The sequence below is a fragment of the Pyxidicoccus sp. MSG2 genome (genome assembly GCF_026626705.1).
GTDB lineage: Bacteria > Myxococcota > Myxococcia > Myxococcales > Myxococcaceae > Myxococcus.
The window spans coordinates 10,868,544-10,890,082 of the sequence record NZ_JAPNKC010000001.1; the positions used below are offsets into that span (position 1 = coordinate 10,868,544).

Sequence of the window (21,539 nt, forward strand, 5' to 3'; positions counted from 1 at the left end):
GTCAAGCGCCATGACTGACGATGCGCGTCAATCCGCCCCCAACCCAGATTTCGTGGCGCGCAAGCCGCAGCAGCAGCGCGCCAAGGTCCGGGTCGATGCCGTGCTCCAGGCGGCGGAGGAACTGCTGCTCGAATCAGGGCTTTCGGCCTTCTCGATCCCGACGCTGGCGGAACGTCTCGAGTACCCTCGATCGACGATCTACAAGTTCTTTCCGACCCCCCAGGCCCTGCTCAACGAGCTCGCGGAGCGCCAACTCGGGGCGCTGGAAGCGCACCTGACGAGCTATGCCCAAAGCCTCACGAGGGCCAAGGACTGGCAGGAACCGATCACGCGCATGGTTCATGCGGCGGCGGACTTCTACCGCACGCATCCGGCGGCGCAGGTCGTCCTGCTGACCGGGCCGGTCTCGGATGTGAGCTTTCGCGCGCTCGAATCCACGATCGCGCGCCTCGGCACGCTCGCGCGCAACCTGCTCGCGACGCGCGGCATCGATATCCCGCAGGGGTCGCCAGACATCGCAGCGCTGGCGGTGGAGTTCGGCACCGCGAGCCTACGTACGTCCTTCTACCTTCATGGCCGCATGACGAACGAATACACCCAGGCCGCGGCCGACGTGATGCAGTCATTCCTGGCAATGCGGCTGGGATTGCCGCTGCGCTGATTCAGGCCCAGGCGTCCAAAGAGCGCGCAGAGGAGTTCCTGGTCGGCGTTCAAATCCTGGCTGCTCAAGTTGCACGGCGTTCCCGTCTCCCACCTCCGGCTTTTGACCGGCGGCTGTCCGGCGGAGGAGTTGCCCGCGCTCGCGAAGGAACTCAAGCGCGTGCGGGCCGACTTCAAGAAGCGCCCCAACGAGGTCTCGGCCCCCGCGGACGAGCGCCTCCGGACGGACTACGCGGCGCTCGGTGTGCCCTGGTCCGCGTGGAGCGAGGTGGCGCGCGAGGTGCAGCGCGACCTGAAGCGCAAACGGTACGCGCGCTGGACGGGGGCGGATGCGCTCGAGTTCCCCGAGGGGCCTTGTGCCGAGGACCTGGTGAGTCGGTCTCGAGGCCAACCCGATCGGAGCGGCGCTCAAGCGACAACTGCTGCTGCGCTCGCCCAACCAGGCGGGGTGACGCGCAAGGAACCGCGAATCAAGAAGGTGGCTGCCCCCAGTCGGGATACAGGCGTTCCCATTCTTCCCGCCATTCCCGCGCGAGCACGGACCGCTGGCGGCCGTAGCGGGCCTCGGTCGCCGAGGCTGCGGTGATGCGGTCTACGCGGAAATTGCGGAAGGCCTGGCGCAAGCAGCACCAGGCGGCAACGATCTGTTTGCCCTCGTGAAACGCGAGCTGCACCGGCCAGATGTCGCGCTGGCTCGGCTGGCCCTTCCCGTCGGCATACACGATGAGGAGCGCCTTCTCTTCGCGAATGGCCCGGCGCACGAGGCCGAGCACCGGGACGGACGCAGACCCGCCGCGCATCAGGATGGGCCAGAGCCCGGTGTCCTTCATTCGGTCGCGCAGATCGTCGGGCGAGGCGGTGGCGATCTTGCCAAGCGCATTGCGCGCCGCCCCGGCAAGGCCGGCATCCGGCTGGGCCTCGACCCAGCGGGAGCCGAGCACCAGCGCCTCGAGTTCCTCGGCCGTGAACATCAGCGGCGGCAGGAAGAAGCCCGGCTTCAGCATATAGCCCACGCCCGCCTCGCCAACGATGGGCGCGCCAAGACCGATGAGCGTCCGCACGTCGCGATAGAGCGTGCGCACGGAAACATCCTGTTCCTTGGCCAGAGCCGCCGCAGTGACGGGGCGGCGGTGCCGGCGAAGTGCGTCCATGACAGCAAAGAGGCGTTCGGTCTTGTCCATGCGCGCGCGGCTCACCTCATGGTGCCAAAGAACGCCCGGATATCGGCCGCGTAGTGCTCCGGAGCCTCGAGTGCTGGGAAGTGCCCGGCCTGCCCCGCCTCGGTCCAGTGGACAAGGTTCTGCAAGTGCCGTTCGCCCCAGGCGCGCGGCGCGGGATTGTCGACGTCGGCGGGCACCAGCACGCCATGCTTCACGTCGTGGCGGGGCATCGGCATCAGCAGCTCCTGATCGGCGAAGGCCTCTTTGTACAGCCGAACCGATGAACCAATCGTCTGGGTGAACCAGTAGACCGACAGCAGGGTGCAGAGGTCGTCGAGCGAATAGACTGACTCGAGGCGGCCGTCCTGCAGCCGGCTCCCGCTGTGAAACTTCTCGATGATCCACGACGCCAGGCCCGCAGGTGAATCGTTGAGGCCGACGGCGAGCGTCTGCGGCTTGGTTCCGTGAAGCCTGACGTAGGCGCCCTGCGTGAAGGTCCACAGATCGACGCGCCGGAAGTAGTCCACTTCCTCGGGCGTCGGCGCCTCCGGCCGCGGGTACCCCGAAAAGACGTTGAGGTAGTGCGCACCCATGAGACGGCCGGGATGGTTGCGGACCAGGCTGAAGCAGACCCCGGAGCCCAGGTCCGAGCACGCAACGAGGAACTTCTCGTAGCCCAGCCGGGTCATCAGCTCGGCCCAGAGATGACCCATGCGACTCATGTTCATGCCCTTCTTCGTCGGCCGGCCCGAGAAGCCGAAGCCCTGCAGCGAGGGAATGATGACGTCGAACGACACCCCGTTTCGCTCGGCGGTGAGCAGCGGAATGAGCGGCAGGAACTCGACGAAGTTCGATGGCCAGCCATTGGCAAGGACGATGGGAATGCGGGTTTCGCCCTGACCCGGCGCATGAACGAAATGAACCCGCTCGCCATCGATCTCCTCGATGAATTGCGGAATCGCGTTGAGGCGCTGCTCGGCGGTGCGCCAGTCGAACCGCTCCGCCCAGTGGGTGACCAACTGCCTGAGCAGCTCGGCATCGGTGCCATCGTCCCAGCCGACGCCTTCGACCGCTGCGGGGAAGCGAGTTGCCTTCAGCCGCGCCCGAAGGTCGGCGAGCTCGGAATCGGAAATGGCAATGGTGAAAGGGCTCATCGTGCGTCTCCTTGGTTTGTGCATCCCAAGGTTGTGCCCGAGGTGTGCTGACAGGGCGTGTCAGCAGTGATCGGTCACACGCTCGCCCAACCAGGCGGGGTGAGCCGAGACGGCGCTTGTCGCCCTCCAGCCGGCGCAGACTTTGCGCCGCCTCCGCGCGAGCCGGTGCGGGGCGCAATTCCTGCGTCCGCACGGAGCGCCAGGGGCCCGCGTGGAGTCTGGCGCGAGGCTTGCTCAACCACCCGCTGCCAGGCCCCGGTGGGCCGGTGGACGGGAGACCCCATGGCCCTGCGTGACGCGATTCCGGTGTGCCTCTGCCTGCTGCTCGGCGCGAGCGTGGGGGAGGCGAGCGGGCTGGAGCCCGGCTCTCCCCTCATGGCCCCGCCGCGCCCGGTGCAGGAGAAGGCCGCGCCGCAGCGCGCGCCGGAGCTGTCCCTGGCGCGCTTCCTCGAAGCCCCGGGCAGGGAGCCGGCGCGGGTCCAGCTCTGGCTGCGACACAACCGCGAGGCGCGAGAGATTGAGGAGGGCGTGCGCGAGTTCCTGGAGCGGCTCATCCAGCTCACCGCCGAGGCGCCGCCGGAGATGGTCTTCTCGCACGAGCGGGTGGTGCTCGACGCGGAGGCCCTGGCCACGGACGGCGAGCTCGTCGCGCTGGCGGACGCGCGCTCGGAGCTGCTCGGGCGGCTGGGCCGGATGGACCCGGACTTCCACGTCCTCGAAGGGGAGACGCCGCCGCCCTGGTCGCCGGACGGCAAGCTGGACCGCGAGGCGCTGGCGGGCCTCGTCCTCGCGCGCACGGGCCGAGGCGCCGGGCTGCCTCCCGACCTGGACCGGCTGCTCGTGGAGCTGGCCTCGCTGGACAAGCGGCTGGGCGCGCACGAGCAGCAACTGCTGCCGGTGGCGGAGGAAGCGCTGGGCGCCGTGCTGCTGGGCCTGGCCTCGGGCGAGGCGACGATGGGAGAGGTGGTCCACGGCCTCCACTTCCTGAAGCACCAGCAGCGGCGGCGGTTGGAGCTGCGCGTCCAGCGGGAGCTGTTGCTGTTGGAGGTGGCCCGCCGGGCCGGATGCACGGTGGAGGCCCTGCCCAGGGCCGCAGCGCCCGAGGCGGGCTGAGGCCCCAACGGACGACACGGACCGGGAGGAAGTCGCTGCTGCCGGACGTTGTCAGCGGTTAGGCTGTCAACCCAGAGACCATGGCGGAAACCCTGCTCGAGGAATTGAAGCGTTACGTGGGCTTCGGCGAGGCGGACGAGCGCGCGCTCATCGCCCTGCATGCCATCGCGAAGCCGCACTTCGCCCGCATCGCCCGCGTCTTCTACGACCGCATCCTGGAGCACGAAGGCGCGCGCCAGGCGCTGGAGGGCGGCGAGAGCCAGGTGGGCCACCTCCGCGGCACGCTGGAAATCTGGATGAGCCAGCTCATGAGCGGCCCCTGGGACGAGGCCTACTACGAGCTGCGCTGCCGCATCGGCCGCATGCACGTGCGCATCTCCCTGCCGCAGCACTACATGTTCGGCGCGATGAACGTCCTGAGGCAGGAGCTCAACGCCGTCATCGACGAGGCCTACCTGCGCCAGCCGGAGCAGCTGCGGGACGCGCGCGTGGCGCTCGGGAAGATCCTGGATCTGGAGCTGGCCATCATGCTCCACACCTACCGCGAGGACCTGCTCGCGCAGCAGGCGCGCAACGAGCGGCTGTCCACCTTCGGCCAGCTCGTGGGCTCCATCGGCCACGAGCTGCGCAACCCGCTCGGCGTCATCGAGACGTCGCTCTACATCCTCAAGAGCCGCCCCGGCGCGGTGGACGAGCGCACCACCAAGCACCTGGGCCGTATCGGCGAGCAGGTGGGCATCGCCAACCGCATCGTCTCCGATCTGCTCGATATGATTCGGGACCGGCCGCTGCAACGGCAGGAGGTGTGGCTGGACGAGGTGTGGCAGGAGGCGCTCACCGCCGTGCAGCGGCCGGAGTCCGTCACCGTGCGCGAGGAGGGGCTCACCTCGCTCCCGCCGGTGCAGGGAGACGCGGGCCAGCTGCGCCAGGTGTTCGTCAACCTGTTGGACAACGCGGTGCAGGCCCTGGAGGAGTCGGGCGGCAGCGTGTCGCTGTCCGCCAGTGCGCCCGAGCCGGGCATGGCGGAGCTGGTGCTGGAGGACTCCGGCCCCGGGGTGAGTGACGCCATCCGCCGCCGCCTCTTCGAGCCGCTGATGACGACGAAGACGCGAGGCATCGGCCTCGGGTTGCCGCTCGTCAAGCGCATCCTGGAGCGGCACGGCGGCACCATCGCCTACGTGCCGTGCGAGGGCACCGGGGCGCGCTTCGTGATTCGACTTCCCCTCATGCCCGCGGAGGACGCGAATGCGTCGGTACCTTCTGCTGGATGACAACCGCGCCTTCGCGGAGAACCTCGCGGAAATCCTCCGCGACGAGGGCCACCAGGCCGTCGTCGTCACCAGCGGTGACGAGGCCCTGCGCCTGGCACGCACCACGCGCTTCGACGCGCTGCTGACGGACATGCGCATGCCCGGCATGAGCGGTGCGGACGCGGTGCACCACCTGCGCCGGGTGGACCCGGGGCTGGCCGCGGTGGTCGTCACCGCCTACCCCCGCGAGGATGATTTGGAGACGGCGCGCCGCGAGGGGCTGCTCGCGGTGCTGCCCAAGCCCGTGCCCATTCCCACGCTGGTGGGGCTCTTGTCCGGCGCCCGGCGCGACGGGCTGGTGGTGCTGGTGGAGGACGACCCCGCGCTGAGCGACAACCTCGGCGAGGTGCTGCGCGCGCGGGGCTTCTCGTGCGTGACGGCGGCCTCGGTGCTGGACACGGACCGCATCGCCTGCCTGGAGCCCTTTGCAGCGCTGGTGGACCTGCGGCTGCCCGGTGGCCCGGATGGAGAGGCGCTGCGGCGGCTGCGCGAGCGCTTCCCGCACCTGCCCATCTTCATCATGACCGCCTATCCGGACGTGGCACCGATGGAGGGGGCGGCGGGCGTGTTCTCGAAACCCTTCGACACCGGCGTGCTGGTGGATGCGCTGGAGACGGCGCACGCCGCGCGCCCCACCCGTGTCCCATGAGCGAGCCTGGCCCCAAGCCGCCGCCCACCATCCTCGTGGTGGATGACAACGCGGCCTTCCTCGACAACCTGCACGAGCTGCTGGGCGATGCGGGCTACGCCGTGCGCGGCGCCTCCAGTTGCCGGGCCGCCCGCGAATGCGCGGCGGAGGGCTTCGACGTGGCGCTGGTGGACCTGCGCCTGCCGGACGGGGACGGCACCGCGCTGGCGGCGGAGCTGAAGGAGGGCTCGCCCGACTCGGAGGTGGTGCTGCTCACCGGCTTCGCCACGCTGGAGACGGCGGTGGCGGCGGTGCGCGCGGGCGCGTGCGCCTACCTCATGAAGCCGTGCGCGCCGCAGGAGCTGCTGCTGACGCTGGAGCAGGCCATGCGGCAGGTGCGGCTGCACGGCGAGAAGCGCGAGCTGGCCCGGCGCGCGCAGATGACGGAGAAGCTGGCAGCGGTGGGGACGATGACGGCGGGCCTGTCCCACGAAATCCGCAACCCGCTGAACGCGGCGGCGCTGCAGTTGTCCGTGCTGGAGCGCCGCTTGCGGAAGCTGCCGGACGGCCAGCAGGGCCCGCTGCTGGAGCCGCTCCTGCTGGTGCGCGACGAAATCCGCCGGCTGGACCACATCCTGGAGGACTTCCTCCAGTTCGCGAGGCCCCGCGAGTTCCGCCCCGGCTCGGTGGACGTGCGCGCGTTGGTGCGGCGCGTGGTGGACCTGCTCAGCGGTCAGGCCGAGGCGCGCAAGGTGGCGCTGGAGACCGCCCCGCTGGAGCAGACGCTGCCGCCGGTGGCGGGCGAGGAGGAGCGGCTGCGGCAGGTGCTCCTCAACCTGTGCCTCAACGCGCTGGAGGCGACGCCCGCGGGCGGCAGGGTGACGGTGTCCGCGGGCCACGACGAGACGGGCCACGTCTGGCTCACCGTGGACGACGCGGGCCCCGGTGTCCCGCCCGAGGTGCGAGATCGCATCTTCGAGCCCTTCTTCACCACGAAGGCGCAGGGCTCGGGGCTTGGGCTCTCCATCGTCCATGCCATCGTCACGCAGCATGGCGGCACGCTGGAGGTGGGCTCGGCGCCCGGCGGTGGCGCCCGCTTCATCCTCCGGCTGCCGGTGGCGCGGTAGCCGTCAGAAGGCGGCGCCGGACCGGAAGAGGACGCGCCCGTCGGTGGCGAACCGCCCGCAGACCATGCAGGAGTGCTCATCCGCCGCGCTCCGGAACCGGGACATGTCCACGCTCGCCATCTGCTTGCCGACGGGCTCCAGGCGGGCTCCACCCGGCTGGGTGCTGAACACGATGTCGAAGACGTAGTGCACGGCCACCGGCTTCCCGTTGAAGAGGGCGGGCTCGTAGCGCCACGTGGACAGCGTGCGGATGACGTTCTCCTCCAGGCCGCCCAGGCCCTGGAGCGGCTTGCAGTCGGTGACGCTGCCGTCAGTGGTGATGGTGCAGCGGGCGACCACCGAGCCCTTGGGGAAGGACGCCACCGCGGAGCGGATGCCGTACGTGAGGCTGTTGTAATGGAAGCGCTCGCCGGAGACGAAGCGGGGCGGGGTGACGCCAGGCCCGAGCTCGAGGACGGCGGGCATGGACTTCTCGGCCGGGGGCGCGACGATGACGGCGAAGGCCTCCGTCGAGTCCTCCGTCACGGGCGAGCCTGGCAGCACGGGCTCGGAGGGCTCGGCGTCCAGCGAGTACGGGACGCGCGGCAGTTCCGTGCGGGCAATGGCCCGCGTGTCGGGGATGAGCAGTGGCGCGGTGCGCGGCGTGCGCTCCTTCACGACGGGCGCGCGCTCCTCCCTCGGCAGGGCCCGTGCGCTCGGGCGCGCCGCGCGGGCCGGAGTCGGAGCCAGAGCCGGAGCCGGGGGCGGGATGAAGGCGGGAGCCACCAGGGGCCGCTGCATCGGAGCCGTCGCCGCGTGGCCGCGCGCGCTCTCCCTCTGGGACAAGGTGTTTGACGGCTTGGGGCTGGGAGGCGGCTCCGCGTTCGCCGTCTCCGGCAGTTGCGACACACCGAGCAGGGCGATGAGTCCCGCCGCGCCGAAGCCGGAGGCCAGGCGCCAGGGGCGGCGCTGGACATGGGACTCGGAGACGACGAGGAGGCGGCGGACGCGAGCCAGCAGCGAGCCACCCGCGGCCCCCAGGGCGGGCTGAGGCGAGGGCATGACGCGAAGCTGCTCGATGTGGGCCAGCGCGCGGGCGTAGAGGTAGGCGTCGCCGCAGCACTGGACGGCGAGGTCATCGGCGCAGTGCTCGCGCTCCTCGCGGATGAGGTGGGACAGCCACCAGACGGCGGGGTGGTAGAAGAGGAGGGTTTCGACGAGGGACTGCAGGAGGTTGACGAGGTAGTCGTGACGGAGGATGTGGGCCAGCTCGTGGGCGAGGATGGCTTCGAGCTGGGAGGCACTCAGGCCCGTCATGGCGCTGGCGGGGACGAGGATGAGGGGCCGCCACAGGCCGATGACCATGGGCACGTCGATGGAAGCGGAGGCCAGCAGGCGCACGGGCCCGGACATGCGCATGCGCACCAGGGCCTTCTGGAGTGCGTGCTGCCAGGGACTGGCGGCCTCGACGGTGGAGCGGCGTGACAGACGCAGCGTCATGCCCCAGGCCAGCAGGGTGCGGGAGGAGAGCAGCAGCACGCCGCAGCACCACACCGGCAGCAGCCAGGGTCGCAGCACCTCCAGCCACGTCGAGTCACCCAGCGGACCCGGCGTCGTCGTCACCGTGAAGGTGACGTTGGCGGAGAGGGAGGATGCCGGGGCGCCCGCGATGGGGCCTGCACTGACGATGGAGCGCGAGGCCTCGGCCAAGGTGAAGAAGAAGGAGAGGATGGGCAGTGCGGCCATGGTCAGCAGGCCGAGGCATGCCGTGGCGTAGCGGGCGCGGGAGGCGCGCTCGGGGAGGAGGGCCATGGCCGCCGCGACGACGAGGGCCACGGCGGCGCCCTGCCAGAGGAAGCCGAGCAGGGCCTGCTCCAGGGCGAGGAAGACGGGCTGCTGCGACAGCGTGCGCAGTGCGTCCATCTTCACTTCCCCCGCCGCTCGTGCTCGTCCAGCAGCTTCCGGATCTCCGCCAGCTCCTCGGCGGAGGCGCGCTTCATGGACAGCGCCTGCGCCACCACGGTGGTCGCCGAGCCGCCGAAGGCCCGGTCCATGAGGTCGCGGAGCAGGTCGCGCTGGGTGCGCTTCTCGCTGAGGGCGGCCTCATAGACGTGGGTGCGCTCGCTCTCGTCGCGCTGGACGATGCCCTTCTCCGTCATGTTCTGGAGGAGCTTGAGGACGGTGGTGTAGCCCGTGTCCTTGTCCTGCGTGTCACGGAGCGACTCGTGCACCTGTCGCACCGTGCAGGGCCCCAACTTCCAGAGGACTCGCAGGATGGCCAGCTCGGCACGCGTGGGTTGCGGCAGCGCGGGGGTCATGAGCTGGAGTATTACGACGTATATCGTAGGAGTCAACGACGTCCGTCGTAGTTCTTCTCGCGGAAGGCAGGCCCGGGGGCGGCGTGTCTACGGCACGTGTCGTATTTCGGGCAGGCGGCCCGCGAGCGGCTCAGGGCGCGGAGTCGGCGGTGGCCGGCGCGTCGGGCGGGGCGCGGAGCTTCTTGAGGCGGCCGATGTCCTGGATGCTCATGGCGAGGAGGATGCCGGCCACATGTCGCCCGGTGAGCGCGCCGGGGAGCCCGCGCGCCCACGCGGGCAGGGCAGGCAGCTCACTGCCGGCCGGGGGCGTGTCCTTGATGGTGCCGCCGTGCTCCCAGAGCGTCTTCACCAGCGAGGTGGGGCAGGGCGCCGAGGCAACCGCCTCACCCAGCGCGGCGTAGGCCGGACGGTACGTACCTTCCGCGAACGGCTGGAGGTACCGGGCCATCCCCACCGCCTCGACCAGGCCCGTGCACCGGGCGATGGCCGGGCCGCAGTCGCGAGTCTTCCTCGCCACTTCGACGGGGGAGACGATGCTGGAGAAGGACATGCCGGCCCAGAAGACGGCTTTCATGCGCTCGGTCTGCTCGGCGCTCATCGGCCGCCACTCCGGGGGAGGCGACTGCATCGAGTCGTGGGCCTTGCGCTCGATGCCCAGAATCCCGGTGGCAATCATCGCGCCCAGCATCGTGTCGGAACGGTACGCGAGCCACGCCAGGTGCCGCACGTCCCGGGCCGCTTCCAGCGGCTGTCCGGTGCGGATGCCGTGAGCCAACCGGAGCTTCGTCCAGAGCTGCAGGGGGAGGTAGTTCGGCACGGAGGCCGTCATGTAGAAGTACGGTTCCGGGGGCGGGACGGGGGTGTTCCGGAGCATGTCCCACCGGTCGAACGCCTGGAGCTGGCGCATCCACCCGAAGTCCAGGGTGGAGAAGTCGAAGTCCGAGGCGAGCAGCACGTCCCAGTCCATCTTCCCCTCCAGCGCTGGGGGAGTCTGGAGCGGCGAGTCCGCCGGCATCTTCGGGCCCGGCGGCTCCCAGCCCAGCCACATGTTGAGCAGGGGCCCCGCGTCGCCCTCGGTGCGCGGCTCGTGGAACCACGGGTCCGCGGCGAGCCGCGCCTGCTCCTCGCAGAACAGGTCCGCGTTCGCGGTGAGGTCGGCGCTGATCGCGTCGAGCGCGGGCTCGTACTGCCTGCGCACCCACTGGTCGGCGGCCACCCCGCCGATGACCGTGAGCAACAGGACGATGCTCACGGCCCACACCAGGACACGCACCACGCTGCCACGGGACGACCGGCGGTTCGGACGCATGGGGCGACTCTACCAGCCCCCGGCGCCAGCCCCGCCTGGGGTACCTACGACTCCGCGGCCAGGTCCTCGTCCTCGTCGGCCACGGCCTTCAGCGGGGCGCCGCCCTGCAGGCCATACTCCTTGAGGCGGTACTGAATCTTCCGCACGCTGATGCCCAGCACCTCGGCCGCGCGCGACGTGGAGCCCTGCACCATCTCCAGCGTGCGGAGGATGGCCTCGCGCTCAATCGCCGCCAGCGTGGCGCCGGGGATGAGTGCGCCCGCCGAGGTGCCGGCGGGGCGCGGCCCGCGCAGCACGGGGGGCAGGTCGTCCGTCGTCAATTCCTGGCCCTGCGCCAGCACCACCGCGCGCTCAATCGCGTTCTCCAATTCGCGGATGTTGCCCGGCCAGTCATGGGACAGGAGCGCCTGGAGCGTGCCCGGCGCCAGGCCGCGCACCTCCTTGCCGTACGACTCGCCGTACTTCTCCAGGAAGTGGTTCACCAGCGCGGGGATGTCGCTCTTGCGCTCGCGCAGGGACGGCAGTGTCACGCTCACCACGTTGAGCCGGTAGTAGAGGTCCTCGCGGAACCGGCCCGCCTTCACCTCCGCGACGAGGTCCCTGTGCGTGGCCGCGACGATGCGCACGTCCACCTTCAGCGTCTGCGTGCCGCCCACGCGCTCGAACTCGCGCGACTGCAGCACGCGCAGGAGCTTCACCTGGACGGAGGGGGAGATTTCGCCAATCTCGTCCAGGAAGAGCGTGCCGCCGTCGGCCAGCTCGAAGCGGCCCTCCTTGCGCGCCAGCGCGCCGGTGAACGAGCCCTTCTCGTGGCCGAACAGCTCGCTCTCCAGCAGGTTCTCCGACAGCGCCGCGCAGTGCACGCGGATGAAGGGCTTGTCCTTGCGTGGAGACTCCTGGTGCAGCGCCTGGGCAATCAATTCCTTGCCGGTGCCGGACTCGCCCAGGATGAGCACCGTGGCGCGCGTGCCCGCCGCCCGGCGGACCACGTCGTAGATGCCCTGGAGCGGCGGCGACTCGCCGATGATGTCGTGGAAGCGCTTCACCCGCGAGCGGACCTGGTCTCGCAGCGCCTCCGCCTCCTGCCGCAGGCTGCGCTTCTCCAGCGCCTTGCCCAGGATGACCAGCACCTGGTCCGCGTCCAGCGGCTTGAGCAGGAAGTTGTCCGCGCCGGACTTCATCGCCTCGACGGCGGTCTCCACGCTGGCGAAGGCCGTCATCATCACGAAGGTGGAGTCGCTGCCCTGCTCTCGAGCCGTCTTCAGCAGCGTCAGGCCGTCCATCTGCGGCATGCGCACGTCGGTGAGCACCACCGCGGGGGAGAACTCGGTGATGCGGGCCAGGGCCTCGGCGCCGTTGGCGGCCTCGGCGACCTCGTAGCCCTCCTCTTGGAGGATGGTGGCAATCGCCCGGCGGGCATTGGCCTCATCGTCGACGACCAGGATTCGCTGTGGGGACATGGGACTTTCGGGTCAGGAAGCAGCAGCGCTCGCGGAGGATGTCGCACGCGCCTCATGGGTGATGCCACGGTGGACGTTCCACGTCTCCACCACGGGCTCGATGCGCGGCGTGAGCTGGATGATGGAGCTGGGGAAGCAGTGCGCGGGCAGCTCGGAGAAGATGAGGCGCGCCGCCTCCGCGGCCTCCTCGGTGGGGACGGCGACGTGCGGGCGGACGATGAGGTCCGTGAAGTGGGGCTGCTCGCCCGGGGTGCCCACCACGCGGGCCATGGCGGAGCTCTGGTAGAAGAGCACCTGTACGTTCGCCGCGCGCGCCCGGTCCAGGAAGGCCAGCAGCGTGCGCCCCTCCACCGCGCCCACCAGCAGGGCCTCCGGGCCCCACTGGCCCGCGTCTCCCAGGCCGGGCTCCGTCAGCGGCCGGCCGATGGGCAGGGGAGGCGCCCGGTCGCTCGTCAGGACGGCGCTGCGCTCCCCTTGCCAGAAGAGGCGCGTCTCGTACTCAGTGATGGTCACGGACGTCATGGGCGAACCTCCCGCTATGCCCTGTGCGGGCAGTACCCCTTCAACTCGCGTGCCGCGCGGGTGCTTCTGGAAGGACGTGCCCCTGGTCCCGAAGTACAGGAGCGGCCGTGGAAGGTAGCTCATGGCAGTCCGAAGAGACGTAGCACCGCGGGGCCGGTGAGGCTCACCAGCAAGCACCCGGCCAGCATGAGGGGAATCCCCAAGCGCATCAGCTCCGACGAGTCGAGCCCCTCGCCCGCGGCCATGGCGTTGGGCGGGGTGCTGATGACGAAGGGGATGCCGAACGAGCACCCCAGCGCGACGAGGACGGGCGTGGACGCCGAGGGGTGGAGCTGCATCGCCAGGGGGATGAGGAGCGCCGCGGTGCCGGTGTTGCTCATCAACGCGGACAGCGCCGCCGCCGCCACCACCAGCACGCCCAGCCGGGCCGCCACCGGCCAGGCGCCGAAGTCCGTGCCGGCCAGCGCCCGCGCCACCAGGCCGGAGTGCTCCATCAGCCGGCCCAGGGCGATGCCCCCGGCGATGAGCAGCAGCGTGGACCAGTCCACCCTGCCCAGGTCCTCACGCTCGAGCAGGCCGCTGCCGAAGAGGAGCGCCGTGGCCCCCAGGGCCACCACCGGCGCACTCACGCCGTGCAGGGGCTCGGACAGCCACGCCACCACGCAGGCCGCGCTCACGGCGAGCACCCGGCGGCCGGAGCGGGTGAGCGGCTGGGCCTCCTGGGTGGGCAGCTCCAGCCGGCCGCCCAGGCGGAAGCGCAGCAGCACCAGCCCGAAGCCCAGCACCAGCATCAACGCAGTGAGGGGCAGGGCCAGCGCCATCCACCCGGCGAAGGTGACCTGCGAGTACGCACCGGCGGCGGACACCGCGAGTGCATTGGGGCCGCTGCCCACCGGCGTGGCCATGCCTCCGAAGTTGGCGCCCAGCGCCACGCCCAGCAGCAGGGCGGGCCGCAGCGGCGCCCCCACCGGCGTGGCCTGGAGGATGGGCCGCAGCGCGGCCAGCATCATCGCCGCCGCGGCCACGTTGGACATCCACATGGAGAGGAAGGCCACCCCGCCCATGACGAGCAGGAGCAGCAGCCGGGGCCGACCGCGCGACAGTCGCACCACGTGCCGGGCCACCGCGGCGTCCAGGCCATGGCGCATGGCCGCGACCTCCAGCGTGAAGCCGCCGAGGAAGAGGACCAGCACCGGGTCCACGCCCCACGCCAGCACCGCGCCCAGGCGGTAGTCCGCGGCCAGCGGGCCCATCAACACCGGCGTGGCCCCCAGCAGCAGCAGGGTGGGGACGAAGGGCGGCACCACCTCCGTGAGCCACAGCACCAGGCACGCCCCGCCAATCAACACCGCGCGCGACGCCACGGGCCCCTCCACCCCGAGGCCCGCCACCAGCGCCACCACCGCGAGCCCACCCACCGCCAGCGCGGGGCGCAGCCAGCCGCGGCGCTCGGAGCTCGCGTCCCCTGAGAGGGAGGAGGCTGACGAGGCCTCGGCCGTGGTCGGGGTGGGGAGGGAGGAGGTCATGGGCCTTCACGCATCCGGAGGGGACGAAGCGGCAACCACGTCGGGCACGCCGGAGCGGCCATGGGCCGGGTCGGTCCCCGCCATGTCGGCTCCAGCCGGAATGCACGGCACGCCCGCCCCCGGGACGGAGCGGGCAGGGGACTTCAGGCGCCGAACTCGGCGGCCATCTCGTGCCGGTCCCGCTCCGCGATGAGGTACTGCGCGTACCGCACCAGGTCCGCCTCCGTGAGGATACCCAGCAGGCCGCCGTTGGCATCCACCACCGGGAGGCAGCCGTACTTGTGCCGGAGCATCAGCGCCACGGCGTCCTTCAGCGGCGTGTCCGCGCGGACCGTGTCCACGTCGCGCGTCATGACATCCGCGGCCCACAGCGGCTGGGCCGCCGGGTCGGTGGTGTGCACGGCGGCCGCGCGCAGCAGGTCACGGTGGGTGACGAGCCCCACCAGCTTGCCCTGCCGCAGCACCGGCAGGTGCCGGATGCGGTGGAGGCGGAGCAGCTCGTCCGCCTTGGCCAGGTTCTGGGTCTCCTTGAGGGTGACCACATCACGGGTCATCAGCTCTCCGACAATCTGCATGGCGGCTCTCCGGGTTCGTGGTTCCTCTGACGGGCGGTACCCATTGCAGGTCCGGGGCCAGCGGGCAGTGCTCCAGGGAAACGGTGTTTCCCGCTCCCGGCGCGCGCAAGGATTGCGCGGGCCCCTGCTCACCCGCAGCCTTTGCGCCGCAATGTCCGGTGCCGGCTTTCGGCCCCCGCCTGGAGGGCGGTTGAAGGCCGCCGTCCTGTGCGCTAAGTGCTCACCCTGTCGCTAGGGGTGCCCCTGGAAGGGGCTGAGACGGTCGCGGTCAGCGGCCAACCCTTTGAACCTGAACCGGGTCATTCCGGCGGAGGGAAGCGGCCTGGGGCCCTGCCCCTCGCCCGCTCGCCATCCGCCGCCGAGGAGATGCGAGATGAGCGGAGCGTCCAAGAGCCTGAAGGTCGACGGGAAGGTGTTGGAGGGAATCAGCCGGGGCGCGCTGCCAGCCTCGCGCAAGGTGTACGTGTCCGGCGCGCTGCACCCGGACCTGCGCGTCCCCCTGCGGGAAATCAGCCAGACGCCCACGCGCCATGGCCACGGGCCGGACGGGAAGGAGACGTCCAACCCGCCCATCCATGTCTATGACTCCAGCGGCCCGTACACGGACCCGTCGGCGACCATCGACGTGCGCCAGGGCCTGCCCTCGGTGCGCGAGTCCTGGATCCTGGGCCGCGGCGACACGGAGGAACTGCCCGGCATCAGCTCCGAGTACGGCCGCGTACGCGAGGCGGACCCGCGGCTCAACGGCCTGCGCTTCGGCCACCGCCGCAAGCCCCGCGTGGCGAAGAAGGGCGGCAACGTCTCCCAATTGCACTACGCCCGGCGCGGCGTCATCACCCCGGAGATGGAGTACGTCGCCATCCGGGAGAACCTCAAGGTGGAGGCCGCGCTCTCCGCCCAGCACCCGGGCCACTCCTGGGGCGCCTCCATCCCGCGCACGATTGCGCCCGAGTTCGTGCGCGACGAGGTGGCCCGCGGCCGCGCCATCATCCCCGCCAACATCAACCACCCGGAGCTGGAGCCGATGATCATCGGCCGCAACTTCCTGGTGAAGATCAACGCCAACATCGGCAACTCGGCCGTCTCCTCCTCCATCGAAGAGGAAGTCGAGAAGATGGTCTGGTCCATCCGCTGGGGCGCGGACACGGTGATGGACCTGTCCACCGGCCGCAACATCCACGAGACGCGCGAGTGGATTCTCCGCAACGCCCCGGTGCCCATCGGCACGGTGCCCATCTACCAGGCGCTGGAGAAGGTGGGCGGCAAGGCGGAGGACCTCACCTGGGAGCTGTTCCGCGACACGCTCATCGAGCAGGCGGAGCAGGGCGTGGACTACTTCACCATCCACGCCGGCGTGCTGCTGCGCTACGTGCCGTGGACCGCGAAGCGCCTCACCGGCATCGTCAGCCGCGGCGGCTCCATCATGGCCAAGTGGTGCCTCGCCCACCACAAGGAGAACTTCCTCTACACGCACTTCGAGGACATCTGCGAGATCATGAAGGCGTACGACGTCAGCTTCAGCCTCGGTGACGGGCTGCGGCCGGGCTCCATCGCCGACGCCAACGACGCGGCCCAGTTCGGCGAACTGGAGACGCTGGGCGAGCTGACGAAGGTCGCCTGGAAGCACGACGTGCAGACGATGATCGAGGGCCCAGGCCACGTGCCCATGCACCTCATCCAGGAGAACATGACGAAGCAGCTCGCGGTGTGCGGCGAGGCGCCCTTCTACACGCTGGGGCCCCTCACCACGGACATCGCGCCGGGATACGACCACTTCACCAGCGGCATCGGCGCCGCGATGATTGGCTGGTTCGGCACGGCGATGCTCTGCTACGTGACGCCCAAGGAGCACCTGGGCCTGCCCGACCGGGATGACGTGAAGGAGGGCGTGATCACCTACAAGATCGCCGCCCACGCCGCGGACCTGGCCAAGGGCCACCCGGGCGCCCAGGCGCGCGACAACGCGCTGTCCAAGGCCCGCTTCGAGTTCCGCTGGGAGGACCAGTTCAACCTCTCGTTGGACCCCGAGCGCGCCCGCGCCTTCCACGACGAGACGCTGCCCGCCGAGGGCGCCAAGGTGGCGCACTTCTGCTCCATGTGCGGCCCCCAGTTCTGCTCCATGAAGATCACGCAGGACGTGCGTGACTACGCGGAGAAGCAGGGCCTCTCCGAGGACACCGCGCTGAAGACGGGCCTCGAGGAGAAGAGCGAGGAATTCAAGAAGGCCGGCGGCCAGTTGTATCGCTGAGACCCGGGCCCGGGCCGGAAGGCGCGGAGGACGACCCGTCAGATCACCTGTCCGAGACGTGACAATCGGAACGGGTGCATGTCATGGTAGGTGCGCAAGGGCGCGCTATTCGCGCCCCAGATATCTGGAGGGGAACGTTCATGGAGACTCCGCCCAAGGAGCAGATGGGTTCGTACATCAGCGGTTCGCCGATGCCGACCCAGGACGAGAAGACGATGGCCCTGCTGGCCCACATGGGCACCATCCTGGCCAACTTCGTGGGTCTGGGCTTCGCGGTGCCGCTGGTGCTCATGCTGACCAAGGGGAAGGAGTCCTCCTTCGTCCACGCCCACTCGGTGGAGTCGCTGAACTTCCAGATCACCGTCTTCATCGCCGCCGTCGTCAGCTCCATCACCATCTGCATCGGCATCGGGTTCATCCTGCTGCCCGTCGTCGGCATCGCCGCGCTGGTCTTCTCCATCATCGCGGGCCTGAAGGCGAACGAGGGGCTGCTCTACAAGTACCCGGTCAACATCCGGCTGGTGAAGTAGGCGGCACCGCTTCAGGCCCTCGTCGCGAGGGCCTGGAGTGCACGGGCGGGCCATGCGCGAGTGCGCGGGCCCGCCCTTCGTGTTTCTGGAGTGCGGCCCGTCAGCCGCCGATGCCCATCATGGTCAGCAGCGTGGCGCCGTTGCCGGGCTCGGTGAAGCGGTGCCCGTCCGGCTTGTCACCGAGGGCGCGGCGGATGGCCACCGCCAGCTCCGCGTCGGTGGCGCCGCCCCGGATGAGCTGGTGCAGCGGGGCCTGCGCGCGCCCGCCCAGGCAGCTTCGCAAGTCGCCATTGGATGCCACGCGCACGCGGTTGCACCCGCCGCAGAAGTTCTGGGTGAGCGGGGAGATGAAGCCCACGCGTCCCGCCGGGGTGCGCCAGTAGCGCGCGGGGCCGGAGGTGAGGGAGGCCGCGGCGTCGCCCTTCTCCTCGGGCTCGGGCTCCAGCGACAGGCCCGTGGCCTGGAGCCGCTCGACGAGCTCCGCGGTGGGCACCGGCTGGCCCTGGCCGAAGGGCATCAGCTCGATGAAGCGCGGGGTGAGGCCACGCGCGTGTGCGTACGCCACCAGCGCGGCGGCCTCGCCGTCATTCACGCCGCGCATCACCACGACGTTGAGCTTCAGCGACGCGTAGCCCGCCGCCGCAGCAGCGTCGATGCCGCGGAGGATCGCGTCGAAGTCGCCCTGCTTGGAGATGCGGCGGAACGTCTCCGGCGAGAGGGTGTCCAGGCTGATGTTGAGCTGGGTGACACCGGCCTCGCGCAGCGGCACGGCCAGGTCCGCCAGGTGGCTGGCGTTGGTGGTGATGGCCACGTGCTGGATGCCGGGCAGCGCGGCGATGCGCCTGGATACCTCCACGATGTCCGGGCGGATGAGCGGCTCGCCGCCGGTGAGGCGCACGCGGCGGATGCCCATGCTCGCGAAGACGGAGGCGATGCGCTCGAACTCCTGCGCGGTGAGCAGGTCCTTCTTGCCGCCCCACGATGCGGGCGAGCAGTAGGTGCAGCGGAAGTTGCACCGGTCCGTGACGCTCAGCCGCAGGTACGTCATGCGGCGCCCCTGCGCGTCCAGCAGGGGCGGGGCGAGCGGGTCCGGGCGGGGCTGTAGGGCGGGAGTCGTCACGGGGCGCCTGTCCTCTTAACAGCCACCCCCGGGCCGGTCATCTCCGTCCCGCGGGGACTTCCGCGAGTCAACCCTCCGTGCCGGTCGCCGAGCGCTTGACGACGGGGTCCTTGCCCTCGGTGCTCTCCGACGAGGAGGAGGACCGGATGGGAGCGTCGTTGTCGTCGTCCAGGTCGGTGAGGCGGGCCAGCTCGGCCTCGGCCTCGGTGGCCTCCGCCTCCGCAACGGGGAGCTGGAGCTTCTTGAGCGCCATCTCCTCCTTGATGCGGATGAGACCCTCCTCGCCGATGTCGAGGAACGCGCGCACCACTTCCGGGTCGAACTGCGTGTTGGCGCAGCGGCGGATTTCCTGGATGGCGTTGGCGAACGACGTGCCCTTGCGGTACGGCCGGTCGCTCGTCATCGCGTCCAGCGTGTCCGCCACGGCGAAGATGCGCGCGCCGATGTGGATTTCGTGCCGCTGCAGGTTGCGCGGGTAGCCGGCGCCGTCCCAGCGCTCCTGGTGCGAGAGGACGATGGAGGCGGGCGTGTCCAGGAAGGGGATGGCCTGGATCATCTGGAAGCCGATTTCGGGATGCTTCCGCATCTCCATCCACTCGTCCGGCGTCAGCTTGCCCGGCTTGAGGAGCACCGCGTCCGGCACGCCAATCTTGCCGATGTCGTGCAGGAGCGCGCCGCGGCCAATCTCCTCCAGTTCTTTGCTCTGGATGCCCATGCGCTGGGCGATGGCGGACGTGTAGCTGACCACGCGCTGCGAGTGGTCGCTCGTCTCGTGCTCGCGCGCGTCGAGGGCGGCCACCAGCGCCAGCAGCGTGTTCTGGTAGGTGTTGGCGATGTCGCGCAGGGCGAGCCGCAGCTCCGCCGTCCTGTCGCGCACCTTGCGCTCCAGCTTCTTCTGGTAGCGCTTGCGGGCCATCTCGATGCGGCGCTTGGCGAGCGCGCGCTCAATCGCACGGATGAGGTCCGTCAGCTTCGGCGGCTTGAGGAGGTAGTCCACCGCGCCGCGACGCAGGCAGTCCACGGCGGACTCGGTGTCGCCGTAGCCGGTGAGCATGATGACGGATGTGTCCGGGAGCCGCTCGCGCAGGTTCTCCAGGAGCCACAGGCCGTCCTTGCCCGGCATCTTCATGTCGCTGATGACGAGCGGAGTGTCCTCCTCGCTCGCGACATCCAGCGCCATCTCGGCACCACTCGCGACGACGCAGTTGTAGCCCTCCTCCCGAAGGAGGACGGAGATGACGTCTCGGACGGAGTCGTCATCATCGACGATGAGGATTCTGGGTGGGGCAGGAGGGATGGCTTCCACGGCGGTCGATTCTAGAGGTTTCCGGGTTTCAATGGCGAACGAGTGCGCGAAATTACCACCCTTCCCGGGTTGGCGGTTGATCCTCCAGTGGACAGGGAGGGAGGGCCCCGGCCGGTGGAGGTGGGGGCGGCCAGGCTCGAATCCAGGCGTGTTTTCCCTCTGAAAACCCCTCGTGGCGGTTGTCTGCCTGGCTGTCCACCGGGAGGGCTCACCGCCCCGGGAAAGGGGGTGGCGTCACCCCGACGTCCCGGGTTGCGCGCGCGCCCGGTACCGGGGGCCGGTCGTACCGGAAGGGCGTCAGGTCCATGGTGGACTTCTCCCCGAGCACCGCCTGGGTGATGAGCTTCGCGGTGATGGGCGCCAGGAGGATGCCGTTGCGGAAGTGGCCGGTGGCGAGGAAGAGGCCGGGCACGGGGCCCTCGCCGAGGTAGGGGTTGCGGTCCTCCGTCCACGGGCGGAAGCCGGCCCACGAGTCCGTCACGGGCGCGGAGGCCAGCTCGGGGCACAGCTCCAGCGCCATGTCGAGGATGCGGGCCAGCCCCGCCGCCGTCACCTGCTTGTCGAAGCCGACCAGCTCCATGGTGCTGCCTGCGATGACGCGCCCATCCGCGCGCGGCACGAGGTAGCCCTTCTCCGAGGTGAGGACGCGGTCCAGCACCGGTAACCGCGTCTGCAATTGCACCATCTGCCCGCGCGCCGGCCGTACCGCCTTCGGCTCCACGCCGGCGCCCTGCACCAGCGCGGACCACGAGCCCGCCGCCAGCACGACGGCGTCCGCGCGCAGCACCTCGCCGTCCAGGTCCACGCCCACCGCGCGGCCCTGCTCGTGCACCACGCCGCGCACGTAGCCGCCGCGGAACTCCGCGCCCACGCGGGCGGCGGCCATGGAGAGGGCGCGCACCAGCAGCCGGTTGTCGACCTGGTGGTCATCGGGGAAGTGCGCGGCGGCCAGCGCCTTGGGCGACAGGCGGGGCTCCAGGGCGCGTGCGGCCGTGCCGTCCAGCAGCTCCGCGCGCAGGCCCATTCCGCGCTGCCACGCCACCGTGGCATCCAGGTGGTGCAGATCCTCCTCGCTGAAGGCCACCTTGAGGACGCCGCAGGGCCGGTAGGCCACGTCCACGCCGGTCAGCTCGCGCAGCTCGGAGGCGAAGGCGGGGTAGAGGCCCCGGCTGCGCAGGCACAGCTCCAGGAAGGGGCCGGGCCCGTCGGATTCCATCTGCGGGGCGAGGATGCCCGCGGCTGCGCTCGAGGCCTCCGCGCCGGGAATGGAGCGCTCCAGCACGGTGACGCGCACGCCCGACTGCCGGAGGCGCAGGGCGATGCCGCAGCCCATGATGCCGCCCCCCACGATGACGACGTTCGACACTCGCATGGCGTGCTTCCTGCTCGTCCACTCCCGGGTTTGCAAGCATGACGGCGGGCTCCCGCGAGGGCAGGTTGACGGCGGGGGGCATTGTGTTTACTGATAGGGCCGTGCTTTCCGCGTTCCATCAC

General features: G+C 70.5%; 19 protein-coding genes and 1 riboswitch. Of the genes, 7 read left to right on the top strand and 12 right to left on the bottom strand.

What is annotated here, in order from left to right:
- Nucleotides 1–10 precede the first annotated feature (10 nt).
- Nucleotides 11–661: a TetR/AcrR family transcriptional regulator gene (locus OV427_RS42100; RefSeq protein WP_267861867.1), complete on the top strand. Its 651-nt coding sequence runs from the start codon at nucleotides 11–13 to the stop codon at nucleotides 659–661.
- Nucleotides 662–1,130: 469 nt separating this feature from the next.
- Here OV427_RS42100 and OV427_RS42105 read toward each other — a convergent pair whose 3' ends face one another.
- Both OV427_RS42105 and OV427_RS42110 read right to left on the bottom strand, forming a co-directional pair.
- On the bottom strand, nucleotides 1,131–1,841 hold the full coding sequence (locus OV427_RS42105) for a helix-turn-helix transcriptional regulator (RefSeq protein ID WP_267861868.1): 711 nt from the start codon (nucleotides 1,839–1,841) through the stop codon (nucleotides 1,131–1,133).
- 11 nt (nucleotides 1,842–1,852) lie between these two features.
- Nucleotides 1,853–2,974: an epoxide hydrolase family protein gene (locus tag OV427_RS42110; RefSeq protein WP_267861869.1), complete on the bottom strand. Its 1,122-nt coding sequence runs from the start codon at nucleotides 2,972–2,974 to the stop codon at nucleotides 1,853–1,855.
- 282 nt (nucleotides 2,975–3,256) lie between these two features.
- Here OV427_RS42110 and OV427_RS42115 point away from each other — a divergent pair, with 282 nt between their 5' ends.
- The 4 genes from OV427_RS42115 (at nucleotide 3,257) to OV427_RS42130 (ending at nucleotide 7,152) form a co-directional block, all read left to right on the top strand.
- A complete protein-coding gene (locus OV427_RS42115; protein WP_267861870.1) occupies nucleotides 3,257–4,087 on the top strand; it encodes a hypothetical protein in 831 nt (276 codons plus the stop codon).
- An 80-nt stretch (nucleotides 4,088–4,167) separates the two neighbouring features.
- Nucleotides 4,168–5,358, top strand: coding sequence for a sensor histidine kinase (locus OV427_RS42120; protein ID WP_267861871.1), 1,191 nt, complete (start codon nucleotides 4,168–4,170; stop codon nucleotides 5,356–5,358).
- Entirely contained in the window at nucleotides 5,333–6,046 is a 714-nt protein-coding gene (locus tag OV427_RS42125; RefSeq protein ID WP_267861872.1) for a response regulator, read from the top strand. Before OV427_RS42120 ends, OV427_RS42125 begins: the two co-directional genes overlap by 26 nt.
- Entirely contained in the window at nucleotides 6,043–7,152 is a 1,110-nt protein-coding gene (locus OV427_RS42130) for a sensor histidine kinase (RefSeq protein WP_267861873.1), read from the top strand. Before OV427_RS42125 ends, OV427_RS42130 begins: the two co-directional genes overlap by 4 nt.
- A 3-nt stretch (nucleotides 7,153–7,155) precedes the next feature.
- On the opposite strand, the gene OV427_RS42135 is transcribed toward OV427_RS42130, so the two are convergent.
- The 7 genes from OV427_RS42135 to OV427_RS42165 all read right to left on the bottom strand — a co-directional run bounded on the left by OV427_RS42135 (nucleotide 7,156) and on the right by OV427_RS42165 (nucleotide 14,841).
- Nucleotides 7,156–9,054 carry a M56 family metallopeptidase gene (locus OV427_RS42135; RefSeq protein WP_267861874.1) on the bottom strand — a complete coding sequence of 633 codons (1,899 nt, stop codon included), beginning with the start codon at nucleotides 9,052–9,054 and terminating at the stop codon, nucleotides 7,156–7,158.
- Between the two features lie 2 nt (nucleotides 9,055–9,056).
- The gene (locus OV427_RS42140) at nucleotides 9,057–9,449 is read right to left on the bottom strand and encodes a BlaI/MecI/CopY family transcriptional regulator (protein WP_267861875.1); all 393 of its coding nucleotides are present in this window, start codon (nucleotides 9,447–9,449) and stop codon (nucleotides 9,057–9,059) included.
- A gap of 130 nt (nucleotides 9,450–9,579) precedes the next feature.
- Nucleotides 9,580–10,758: a hypothetical protein gene (locus OV427_RS42145; RefSeq protein WP_267861876.1), complete on the bottom strand. Its 1,179-nt coding sequence runs from the start codon at nucleotides 10,756–10,758 to the stop codon at nucleotides 9,580–9,582.
- A gap of 44 nt (nucleotides 10,759–10,802) precedes the next feature.
- Nucleotides 10,803–12,218: a sigma-54-dependent transcriptional regulator gene (locus tag OV427_RS42150; RefSeq protein ID WP_267861877.1), complete on the bottom strand. Its 1,416-nt coding sequence runs from the start codon at nucleotides 12,216–12,218 to the stop codon at nucleotides 10,803–10,805.
- A gap of 12 nt (nucleotides 12,219–12,230) precedes the next feature.
- Nucleotides 12,231–12,740, bottom strand: coding sequence for an OsmC family protein (locus tag OV427_RS42155; RefSeq protein WP_267861878.1), 510 nt, complete (start codon nucleotides 12,738–12,740; stop codon nucleotides 12,231–12,233).
- Between the two features lie 119 nt (nucleotides 12,741–12,859).
- Complete coding sequence (locus tag OV427_RS42160) at nucleotides 12,860–14,266, bottom strand: SLC13 family permease (RefSeq protein WP_267861879.1); 1,407 nt, start codon at nucleotides 14,264–14,266, stop codon at nucleotides 12,860–12,862.
- Nucleotides 14,267–14,409: 143 nt separating this feature from the next.
- Nucleotides 14,410–14,841, bottom strand: coding sequence for a CBS domain-containing protein (locus tag OV427_RS42165; protein ID WP_267861880.1), 432 nt, complete (start codon nucleotides 14,839–14,841; stop codon nucleotides 14,410–14,412).
- Between the two features lie 223 nt (nucleotides 14,842–15,064).
- Nucleotides 15,065–15,174, top strand: a riboswitch (TPP riboswitch).
- Between the two features lie 40 nt (nucleotides 15,175–15,214).
- Here OV427_RS42165 and thiC point away from each other — a divergent pair.
- Together thiC and OV427_RS42175 are read left to right on the top strand one after the other, a co-directional pair.
- Nucleotides 15,215–17,089 carry a phosphomethylpyrimidine synthase ThiC gene (thiC, locus tag OV427_RS42170; protein ID WP_267861881.1) on the top strand — a complete coding sequence of 625 codons (1,875 nt, stop codon included), beginning with the start codon at nucleotides 15,215–15,217 and terminating at the stop codon, nucleotides 17,087–17,089.
- 140 nt (nucleotides 17,090–17,229) lie between these two features.
- Nucleotides 17,230–17,619, top strand: a complete 390-nt coding sequence (locus OV427_RS42175) for a DUF4870 domain-containing protein (RefSeq protein WP_267861882.1) — start codon at nucleotides 17,230–17,232, stop codon at nucleotides 17,617–17,619.
- Between the two features lie 100 nt (nucleotides 17,620–17,719).
- Here the strand turns inward: OV427_RS42175 and moaA are convergent, their stop codons facing one another.
- From moaA to thiO, 3 genes are all read right to left on the bottom strand, one after another.
- A complete protein-coding gene (gene moaA / locus OV427_RS42180; RefSeq protein WP_267861883.1) occupies nucleotides 17,720–18,739 on the bottom strand; it encodes a GTP 3',8-cyclase MoaA in 1,020 nt (339 codons plus the stop codon).
- Nucleotides 18,740–18,806: 67 nt separating this feature from the next.
- Complete coding sequence (locus tag OV427_RS42185) at nucleotides 18,807–20,045, bottom strand: HD domain-containing phosphohydrolase (RefSeq protein ID WP_267861884.1); 1,239 nt, start codon at nucleotides 20,043–20,045, stop codon at nucleotides 18,807–18,809.
- A 208-nt stretch (nucleotides 20,046–20,253) separates the two neighbouring features.
- On the bottom strand, nucleotides 20,254–21,417 hold the full coding sequence (gene thiO, locus OV427_RS42190; RefSeq protein WP_267861885.1) for a glycine oxidase ThiO: 1,164 nt from the start codon (nucleotides 21,415–21,417) through the stop codon (nucleotides 20,254–20,256).
- Nucleotides 21,418–21,539: the final 122 nt, after the last annotated feature.